The sequence below is a fragment of the Oleiphilus sp. HI0117 genome (genome assembly GCF_001635235.1).
In genome coordinates, this window is the sequence record NZ_LWGA01000682.1 from 1 (window position 1) to 10,001 (window position 10,001).

At 44.5% G+C, this 10,001-nt stretch carries 8 protein-coding genes and 1 pseudogene; all 9 read left to right on the top strand.

The features are described from left to right. Nucleotides 1–2,324 (top strand): CRTAC1 family protein (locus A3757_RS09465; protein ID WP_156506267.1); only part of this gene is annotated, 2,324 nt, incomplete at its 5' end. Between the two features lie 196 nt (nucleotides 2,325–2,520). Further along, nucleotides 2,521–3,531 (top strand): putative solute-binding protein, encoded by a 1,011-nt coding sequence (locus A3757_RS09470; RefSeq protein ID WP_068510642.1) that lies wholly within the window; start codon nucleotides 2,521–2,523, stop codon nucleotides 3,529–3,531. 49 nt (nucleotides 3,532–3,580) lie between these two features. Next, nucleotides 3,581–4,237: a fumarylacetoacetate hydrolase family protein gene (locus A3757_RS09475; protein WP_068553251.1), complete on the top strand. Its 657-nt coding sequence runs from the start codon at nucleotides 3,581–3,583 to the stop codon at nucleotides 4,235–4,237. Between the two features lie 90 nt (nucleotides 4,238–4,327). Beyond that, on the top strand, nucleotides 4,328–5,296 hold the full coding sequence (prmB, locus tag A3757_RS09480) for a 50S ribosomal protein L3 N(5)-glutamine methyltransferase (protein WP_068553249.1): 969 nt from the start codon (nucleotides 4,328–4,330) through the stop codon (nucleotides 5,294–5,296). Nucleotides 5,297–5,354: 58 nt separating this feature from the next. Beyond that, nucleotides 5,355–6,440: a chorismate synthase gene (aroC, locus tag A3757_RS09485; RefSeq protein WP_068567423.1), complete on the top strand. Its 1,086-nt coding sequence runs from the start codon at nucleotides 5,355–5,357 to the stop codon at nucleotides 6,438–6,440. A 6-nt stretch (nucleotides 6,441–6,446) separates the two neighbouring features. Further along, the gene (gene queA, locus A3757_RS09490) at nucleotides 6,447–7,499 is read left to right on the top strand and encodes a tRNA preQ1(34) S-adenosylmethionine ribosyltransferase-isomerase QueA (protein WP_068553245.1); all 1,053 of its coding nucleotides are present in this window, start codon (nucleotides 6,447–6,449) and stop codon (nucleotides 7,497–7,499) included. A gap of 25 nt (nucleotides 7,500–7,524) precedes the next feature. Next, on the top strand, nucleotides 7,525–8,655 hold the full coding sequence (gene tgt, locus A3757_RS09495) for a tRNA guanosine(34) transglycosylase Tgt (protein ID WP_068510630.1): 1,131 nt from the start codon (nucleotides 7,525–7,527) through the stop codon (nucleotides 8,653–8,655). A 163-nt stretch (nucleotides 8,656–8,818) separates the two neighbouring features. Then, nucleotides 8,819–9,088: a preprotein translocase subunit YajC gene (yajC, locus tag A3757_RS09500; protein WP_231872197.1), complete on the top strand. Its 270-nt coding sequence runs from the start codon at nucleotides 8,819–8,821 to the stop codon at nucleotides 9,086–9,088. Between the two features lie 154 nt (nucleotides 9,089–9,242). Further along, nucleotides 9,243–10,001, top strand: a pseudogene (secD, locus tag A3757_RS09505) (protein translocase subunit SecD); the annotation flags it as partial.

The window sequence follows — 10,001 nt, forward strand, 5'->3', positions numbered from 1 at the left end:
AAGATTTGACGGCATTTTGCCTCAATGAACATAAGCTTATACGTCAGAATATATTGCTAGTACAGCAAGGAGACTTGAATGCTTGTTCAGGTTTGGAAAGCTCAGTCGCTGTGCAGCGATGTCAGGCGCTGCTAATCAATCACAAGCTAGAGCAGGGTGCTGATAAGTCATTCTGCACGCAGTTGAATGAGCCTGTTATTAAAGCGGCATGCGACGACTTTTCACGTTACTTTCAGGGCATCAATGTCGGTGATTCAGAAGCGTGCTCACTGATTAGTAATACAGCTCTTAAAGCACGATGTAACGAAGAGGCGATTCAAGCTTATTTAGCAGAGCTATTGTCAGATCTGAGCTATCAGTATTTAAATGAACAGCATGATCAGCTTGCGGGAGCGTTGCATAGTGAAGGTGAAGAGGTAGAGGCCTTACTAGCGAAAACCAAAGGGCTAGATTTAGTCGATACGCACCATTTTAAGTCGGAGCTTGGTCGGGACTTTGTGCTTAAGTCTTACGCTTTAAAAGGCCAAAATAGCGATGATTCTGTTGTTGGCTTTGAGCCGACTAAAGCCGCTTCTATTGGTCTGGAAAGTGCGCCTGCGATGAAAGCTGTCGAATTATTTGAGCCCTTCAGCTATGGCCGGGGTATTGCAACGGGGGATACGAACCAGGATCTATGGCCAGACCTGGCAATTGCTTATTCCGACCGCATACGACTTTATCAGAATATGGGGGGGCGCTTTGCTAAGCGAAAAACGCTAGAGTTTGGAAGTGAACTAAGCCCAGTATTGGTCAGTTTTGTTGATTTGGATGCAGATAGCTATCCTGACTTGTTTGTGTCGTTTTATGGTGCTGGTAATAGAATCTATTGGAACCAGGGCGGTAGCTTTGATCAAGGTCGCTATCAGGAGCTGATGCTTGAAAACAGTCAACTAGTGATGTCAGCGGCATTTCAGGATGTTGATCAGGATGGTGATGTTGATATGGCTTTGGGTAGCTGGTTTGCTGGCGACTTAAGACATTTTAATCCGCACCGTTCCCAAAATTATTATATTGAGAATGCGGCCATCAAGAAGCATTCATCCAATAATACTCGCCGAGATTTTAAGCCACATGCATTACCTGGAGCGCAAGGGGAGACCTTGTCAGTACTTTTCTCGGATATTGATCGAGATGGTAAGCCGGAGTTGCTCGTGGGAAATGATATGGATGCCCCCGATATTATATATCGCTGGAAATCGGGGCGTTTCCAAGTAGCTAAAGCCGATAGTAACCTGCCAGCTTACAGTGCATTTAACACGATGAGTATCGCCAGTGGCGACCTCAATCGAGACCAGCTAATTGATTACTTTAGTGTTGATATGTCTTTTGGCCAAGAGGGTGGTTTGGACTATTGTCAGCAGGCTGGCATTGCAGACTTACAGGCGTGTAGAGCTTTGCTTTCACTTGATCAGGCTGTCAAATCTGGGCAAGTTGGTATCTGTCAATATTTGGCTGAGAGCAAGAGAAAACAAGACTGTCTTCAGGCGCAGCTTATTCAACTGGCCAGGCAATCAAGGCAAGACGATATTTGTAGTCTCATGACTCAGGAAAACAAAGTGGCTGAGTCTTTATGCCGAGCTGCCAGTAAAGTAATTCCCCCAAAGCAAGCTATCAACTATTCACTATACCCTAAGGGTGTTCAGCGCAATGTCTTGTCTATGTCCTCGATGGGCGGCTGGCAAGAACTTGCTGAAGACTGGGCTGTATCAGAAAGTTATTGGAGTTGGCACAGCAAGATAGCAGACTTGAATAATGATGGCTGGAACGATATTTATGTTGGCAACGGTTATATGTTTGGTGGAGCAGGGCGGCGTACCCAGACCAATGTTTTGTATATGAATAAGCATGGCGAAGGAATGTACCGAGCAGAAGCGGAAATGGGCTTGGAAGATTATCTAAATACCCCGAGCTTTGTGACGGTTGATTTTGACCGGGATGGTGATCTCGATATCATCTCCCAACGAGTTGCTGCCGACCATGGCGTCTTCATCAATCAGACTCGAGAGCCGGGTATATTGATCGATCTAAGACTTAATGGGCAAACGGTATTGGGCTCCAGCGTGCAATTGCTCGGTCATTCTCTTGATGATGAAAGCACGGCGCAGTTATCTCAGCAAGTTCTTGGAGGTGGTTTTCTTAGTTTTGATGAGCCTCTTGCTCATTTTGGTATGGCAGAAAAACAAAGCTATCAGCAGCTTCAGATAAAGTGGCTCAGTGGTAGCAGAGAAAAACTAGATTTCCTCTTTCTCCCTGCGCGTTATTACCTAATCGAGTTTGATAAGTAGCGATTCTAGAACAGTCTATTCCGGTTGAGTGCATGACTAATTGTTCCAAATTAGGTGAAAATCACAGTGTCTGAAATTGAAATGTGAATAATATTCAGATACTGTCTCGTTCTCGGTTTTTTGCTGTTCCATTTTGTCGTTCAAATTTCTGGATGGGTAAAGACCTTGTTCTATTGAAAATAATAAAGGAAGTACCATGAGTTCACGAATAACCCGACTATTCTTCTTTACGCTGATACTTGTCGCAAGCGCTCTGCCAGCGAATGCCAGTAATTTAACGCCGGTTAAATTTTGTGTCTGGGACCCTGTTGGTGCTAATGGGCCGTTTATTTCTTTTTTGAAGGAAACAAAGCTCAAGGCAATAAGTTGGGGGATTGATTTGCAAATGGAAGCCTATACGGATGAGAAAGTTGCTTCGAATGACTTCCGTTCAGGCGAATGCAGTGCCGTTTTATTAACCAATATTCTAGCAAAAGACTTCGTGCCTTTTACCGGGGCTTTTGGTGCTCCAGGCGCTATTCGTACTTTAAAAGAATTGAAAACATTGTCGAAATCCTTATCGAGTAAGAAAGCAGAGAAGTTGATTTCCAATGGCAAGTACCAGATGGCTGGGTTGTTTCCAATTGGCGAGATTTATACCTTTGTTCGAGATAAGAGTAATGTGGATATATCAGCAATTAGCGGCAAAAAAGTGTCTATTTTGAATGCTGATGTAGCCAGTGAGCGATTTGCCCAAGTGGTTGGTGCATCGCCGGTACACACTTCGTTGGCTACTTGGGGTGGGCAATTCAATAATGGCAACGTTGACGTAATGTTTGCGCCCGCGTTGGCTTACAACACGTTTGAGTTATACAAAGGTTTGGGCGAAACTGGCGGAATTGTTGACTTCAATATTCTTTATGCTGTGATGGAAATGGTCGTCAATACTGAAACAGCCCCAGCAAATTTTGCTCACAATATGCGCCAGCATGCGCTATCTCGATTTAATGAACTCGAGAATACAGTTAAGCAGGCACACAGTGAAATTCCACAGAAGTACTGGGTGAGTCTCGATGATGTAAGAAAGTCAGAGTATGAAAACCTTTCTAAGAAGATTCGTTTAGCCTTAAGAGATGAAAAAGCCTACGACGCAAAAGCTATCTCAATATTGTGGAAGATCCGTTGTAAATTTAATCCATCTGCGACAGAATGCGCGACTCCGGAGTAGTTGCGCAGAACACTGCTCCTAGAGACCTTGTAGCTTAGTAGGAGTAGTGATGCCTTATACAGCAAAATTTGTTGATGGAAGTTTATTCGAATCACCTATCACAAAAGTCGTTTGTGTCGGGCGTAATTACGCAGAACATGCCAAAGAGCTTAATAACCCCATACCTTCTGAGCCGATTCTGTTTATTAAACCAGGGTCGGCTGTCGTCTCTTTAAGTGAACCTTTCACTATTCCAGACACAGATTGCCACTATGAGGCAGAGATTGCCGTATTGATCGGAGAGACGCTATCTAATGCAAATGCCGAACAAGCGGAGCAAGGAATTGAAGGCTTAGGTTTGGCGCTTGATCTAACGCGGCGTGAGCTGCAGTCAAAGTTGAAAGAAAAATCCCACCCTTGGGAAGTCGCCAAAAGCTTTGATGGTGCTTGCCCGCTCAGTGAATTTGTTCCGTTAGGGAACTGTACAGCCTTAAACCAGCTTGAGTTTACCTTGAGTATCAATGGAGAGTTGCGACAGCATGGTAAGAGTAGCGATATGTTGAACCCGATCGCGCCACTTATTGCGCATATGAGTACCTTTTTCACGCTCAACCCAGGTGACGTTGTTCTTACCGGAACGCCGAAGGGGGTGGGGCAGCTACACAAAGGGGATCAGTTGTCGCTAAAGTTTGGCAAGAATTTAGCTTTTGATACTAAGGCAATCTAAATTTAGCTGCTGACTTCGGTGTCTCCCATTCCCCCAGCTGCCGATTCTCTATATAATTGCGGGCTTTTTCGATATTAGGAATTAGCCCGCGTGCCTCAGACTCAAACCCGTTCTTCTGAACTTGCTAGCAGTGCATCAAGTAGTGAGTCAAATTTGCAGACGATAGCTGATTTTATTCGTTACACTTTTTCGAGTTTGAATCGTGAACAGGTTTATTGTGGCCATGGTACTGACAACAACTGGGATGAGGCAGTCAGCCTGGTTCTTCAGTTATTAGATCTGCCTTGGGATTTTTCGACTGAACTATGGTCTTGTCGTCTGGCAGACGAAGAGAAGGCGCTTATCTTAGATGCGATTAAGCGCAGAACAAAAGGCCGAGAGCCACTGGCTTATATCACCAAACAAGCTTGGTTTTGTGGTTTGCGCTTCAATGTCGATGAGCGAGTGCTCATACCTCGCTCTCCGATTGCCGAACTCATCGAGCATCATATGGAACCTTGGCTATTAAATGAGCCTGAGCGAGTGCTTGATTTATGTACCGGAAGTGGTTGCATCGGCATCGCTGCCGCTTTGGAGTTTGAAGAGGCGCAGGTGGATTTGTTTGATATATCAGTCGATGCCCTGGCCGTGGCAAAGTCGAATATTGAATTGTATGAATTAAATGACCGGGTTCAGGCGTTTTCCTCTGATCTTTTCAGTGCTTTGAGCGATCCTTCGCAGTTCTCGGATGGTGAACATGTTCGTTACGATTTAATTTTGTCGAATCCGCCTTATGTTGATCAAAACGATTTTGACAGCATGCCCGAAGAGTATAGTGCTGAGCCTGTATTAGGCTTGGTTGCAGGGCCTGACGGGCTGGATATTGTCAGACGAATTCTAACGGAAAGTGCGAAGCACTTAAGTGATGACGGCCTAATGATTGTCGAGGTTGGAAATAGTTGGGAAGCGTTAGAAGAGGCTTATCCTGATTTTCCCTTTACTTGGGTTGAGTTCGAACAGGGTGGGCACGGCGTGTTTGTGATTCGCGCACAAGAATTAAGAAACTACCCTTGGGTATAGAATTGAATATTATTGTTGAACGCTCAAAAGCGTTTAACTAGAGAAAGAGGCAGATAGTATGTCGGGTAATACGTTTGGAAAGCTTTTTACAGTCACTTCTTTTGGTGAGAGCCATGGAAAAGCGATAGGCTGTATTGTTGATGGTTGCCCTCCGGGGATAGAGCTTAGTGAAGAAGATTTACAGGTCGACCTTGATCGTCGGAAGCCGGGCACATCGCGCTACACTACGCAGCGTAAAGAGGCTGATGAAGTTGAGATCCTTTCTGGTATCTTTGAGGGGAAAACAACGGGAACGCCCATTGGTTTGTTGATTAAGAATACGGACCAGCGCTCAAAAGACTACTCGAATATCGCAACGACCTTTAGACCTGCGCATGCTGATTATGCTTACAACCAGAAATATGGCTTCAGGGATTACCGCGGGGGCGGTCGTTCTTCTGCTCGAGAAACAGCAATGCGTGTTGCAGCGGGTGCTATCGCTAAGAAATACCTGAAACAATCGTTTGGTATTGAAATCAACGGTTACTTGTCCCAGCTTGGTCCAATTAAAGTTGAGAAGGTGGATATGTCTATCGTCAATGACAATCCATTTTTCTGCCCTGACGCCGATAAAGTCGGTGAGATGGAAGATTATATGAAAGCGCTGAATAAAGAGGGTAACTCTATTGGCGCGAAAATTTCTGTTGTTGCACGCAATGTGCCGCCAGGTTTGGGAGAGCCGATCTTCGATAGGCTAGATGCCGAGCTGGCGCATGCCTTCATGAGTATCAATGCCGTAAAAGGTGTGGAAATTGGTGCAGGTTTTGATTGTATTGAGCAAAAGGGCACAGAGCATAGAGATGAGATGACGCCGGAAGGGTTTCTTTCGAATCACGCGGGCGGTGTCTTAGGCGGTATTTCAACAGGGCAGGATATTGTTGCGCATATGGCTTTGAAGCCGACCTCAAGCATTCATTTGCCGGGTAAAAGTATCGATACAGCAGGCAATCAGATTGAAGTATCAACCAAAGGGCGTCACGACCCATGCGTGGGTATTCGTGCTACGCCCATTGCTGAAGCGATGATGGCAATGGTTTTGTTGGATCACCTAATGCGCCATCGTGCTCAAAATGCTGACGTTGTCTGTGAAACACCGAGAATCTAAGACGGTATGAAAGTTTCTGATTTTGATTTTGACTTGCCGCCCGAGCTAATTGCTAACTACCCGACAGAAGAGCGAAGCCAAAGCCGTTTGTTGGTGGTCGAAGGTAGTGAGGGGAAACTAGCTCATCGATCCTTTGCTGATGTTTATGAGCTGGTTAATGAAAACGACTTACTGGTATTCAATGATACCAAGGTTGTTCCAGCGCGTTTGTTTGCGAAGAAAGAAAGTGGCGGCAAACTGGAAATTCTTTTTGAGCGAATGATTGATAGTCATACGTTTTTAGCGCATGTCAGGTCTAGCCGTTCCCCTAAAGAAGGTAGCAAGATTCTTGTTGATACCGACGATGGTAGCACGCAAGTAATCGAAATGAAGGGGCGACAGAATGCACTGTTTATTCTTGAGACCGAGTCTTTAGAGGTTTTTGATCTGCTTGAAAAGTACGGCCACATTCCTTTACCTCCGTATATTGAGCGTGGTGATGAGGATATGGATCAGGATCGTTATCAAACTGTCTATGCCGATAAGCCAGGCGCGGCAGCAGCGCCTACGGCAGGCTTGCACTTTGATGATGAGCTTATTGAAAGGCTTAAAGCAAAAGGCGTTGATACAGCTTTTGTTACCTTGCATGTTGGTGCTGGAACCTTCCAGCCAGTAAAGGTTGACGATATTAAAGACCACGAAATGCATTCGGAATGGATTGAAGTGACTCAAGACGTGGTTGATAAAGTGACTGCGACTCGTCGAAAAGGTGGTCGTGTTATTTGCGTCGGCACAACTAGTGTTCGTAGTCTTGAATCTGCCAGCCAGTCAGGCGAGCTTAAGGCTTTTACCGGTGATACTGAGATATTTATTTTCCCAGGTTATGAGTTTAAAAGTGTCGATGCACTGATTACTAACTTTCATTTGCCGAAATCGACCCTATTAATGTTGGTATCTGCATTTTCAGGCCAGGCAAATATCTTAAATGCTTATGAGCAGGCTGTTGCAAATAAGTATCGCTTTTTCAGTTATGGTGATGCGATGTTTCTAAATCCCTCTAGCGGGAATATTTCGGAGTAATACATTGAGTGAATCGAATTGTTGTATGTCCTTTAAGGTCAGCCAGACAGATGGCTTGGCTCGACGTGGAGAAATTGACTTTCCACGTGGGAAAATACAGACCCCTGCGTTTATGCCGGTTGGCACTTACGGTACGGTAAAAGGCATGCTACCTAAGGATATCGAAGAGATTGGCGCGGATATTATTCTCGGAAATACTTTTCATCTAATGCTAAGACCGGGCACCGACATTGTTGAGAAACATGGTACTTTGCATGACTTTATCCAATGGGATAAACCAATTCTGACTGATTCTGGAGGTTTTCAGGTTTTTAGCCTCGGAGATATGCGTAAGATCAGCGAGAAGGGTGTAACATTCAAGTCCCCTATCAATGGTTCTAAAGTAGAGCTGACGCCTGAAATCTCAATGGAAGTTCAGCGTAAGCTTGGTTCAGATATCGTTATGATTTTTGACGAATGTACGCCTTACCCTGCAACGGAAGAAGAAGCACGTAGTTCAATGGAGCTATCGATGCGCTGGGCTGAACGTAGTAAACAGGCTCACGGTGATAACCCTTCAGCTTTATTTGGCATTGTGCAGGGCGGAATGTATGAGCACTTGCGTGATGAAAGCCTGGAAGGCTTAGCCAATATTGGCTTCGATGGTTATGCCATTGGTGGCTTATCTGTTGGTGAACCGAAAGAAGAAATGATGAAGGTGCTTGATCATATCGGCTATAAAATGCCTGAAGATAAGCCTCGTTATTTAATGGGAGTAGGGAAGCCTGAAGACTTGGTTGAGTCTGTTCGTCGCGGTATCGATATGTTTGACTGCGTAATGCCGACAAGAAATGCTCGCAACGGCCATTTGTTTACTTCAACGGGTGTTATCAAGATAAGAAATTCAGCTCATAAAGAAGACCCATCTCCGCTCGATGAACAATGTGACTGCTATACCTGTAAGAACTTTAGTCGTAGCTATCTTCATCATTTAGATAAGTGTAAAGAGATGCTAGGCGCGCAACTCAACACAATTCATAACCTAAGATATTATCAGAACTTAATGAGTGGATTGCGTCAGGCCATCGAACAAGGTAAATTGTCGGCCTTTGTTGATACCTTCTATGCCCAAAGAGGCGAAACAACACCAGAATTAACAGCTGGCGCAGCAGAATAAAGTGTTGCTCAGTTAAAAAATTTTACTGCTAACTATTAGAACTAAACAAGGGGAACCCTTAATGAAATTAATCGCTAAAATTGGTCTGTTTCTGACTTTCTGCATGTACTCTGCGCTTAGCCTGGCTGAAGGCGCGCCTGTTTCACCTCAAGGCCCAAGTGCAATGATGCAGTTGGTATTCTTTGGTGGCTTTATCCTGATTTTTTACTTCTTGATGTGGAGGCCACAGTCAAAGCGTGCCAAAGAGCATAGAAATCTGGTTTCTGAATTAAGCAAAGGTGACGAGATTGTGACGAATGGCGGTATCGCTGGTAAGGTCACAAAAGTTTCAGAAGAGTTTGTTAAGGTTGAAGTTTCTGAGGGTGTTGAAATGAACATTCAGAAAGTAGCAGTTGCCTCAGCATTACCAAAAGGCACCTTAAAAGGTATCTAAATCAGTGTTAGTCGCTCACAAAGGGTGAGCGACTAGGCTAATCGAGATGTTTTTACGTTTGTTTAGGCTTTGTTCGCGTAACAGGGTCTGCGTCGTGATATAACACCTGCACACTCAATTACTTTGAATAATACCGAAAGGATCTGGAGCTAAGATGCTCAATACATACCCCGCGTGGAAATATATTCTCATACTGATCACCCTGGCATTGGGTGCAGTGTACTCATTACCTAATCTCTATCCTGATGACTTTGCTGTGCAGGTGACCGGAACGCAAAGCTCGCTAAAAGCAGACGATGCTCTACAGAAGCGGGTCGTTAGCGTATTAGAGAAAAATAATGTTGTTGTTAAGCATGCGGAGTTAAATGGTAATAACCTTTTGGTTCGTTTCTATGACAACGAAGCTCAATTATCTGCAAAAGAAGTCCTAAGCGATGTTTTGGGTAGTGATTATATTGCGGCGCTAAATATGGCACCAAGCACACCTGATTGGCTTAAGTCTATGGGTGCTGGACCTATGAAACTTGGTCTAGATTTGCGAGGTGGTGTTCACTTCTTACTCGAAGTTGATATGGATAAAGCTTTGAGTCAAAAGCTTCAAGTCTCAATGAGTGATATTAAAACAGCGATGCGTAGTGAAAAAATTCGCTATCGTTCGGTATTGGTTGAAGGCACTGATGGCCTCAAGGTTAAGTTCAAGTCTGAAAAGGAATTGGACAAAGCGGTTTCGCTTGCCGCATCAGAATATCGTCAGTTTACACGTACAACAATCGAAGAAGATGAAAGCTTCTTCTTATTGCTAAAACTATCTGAAGCGCGAATTAAAGAGATTGAAGATTATGCTGTTCAACAAAACCTGATTACGCTTAGAAATCGTGTTAACGAACTGGGTGTTGCTGAGCCTTTGGTTCAG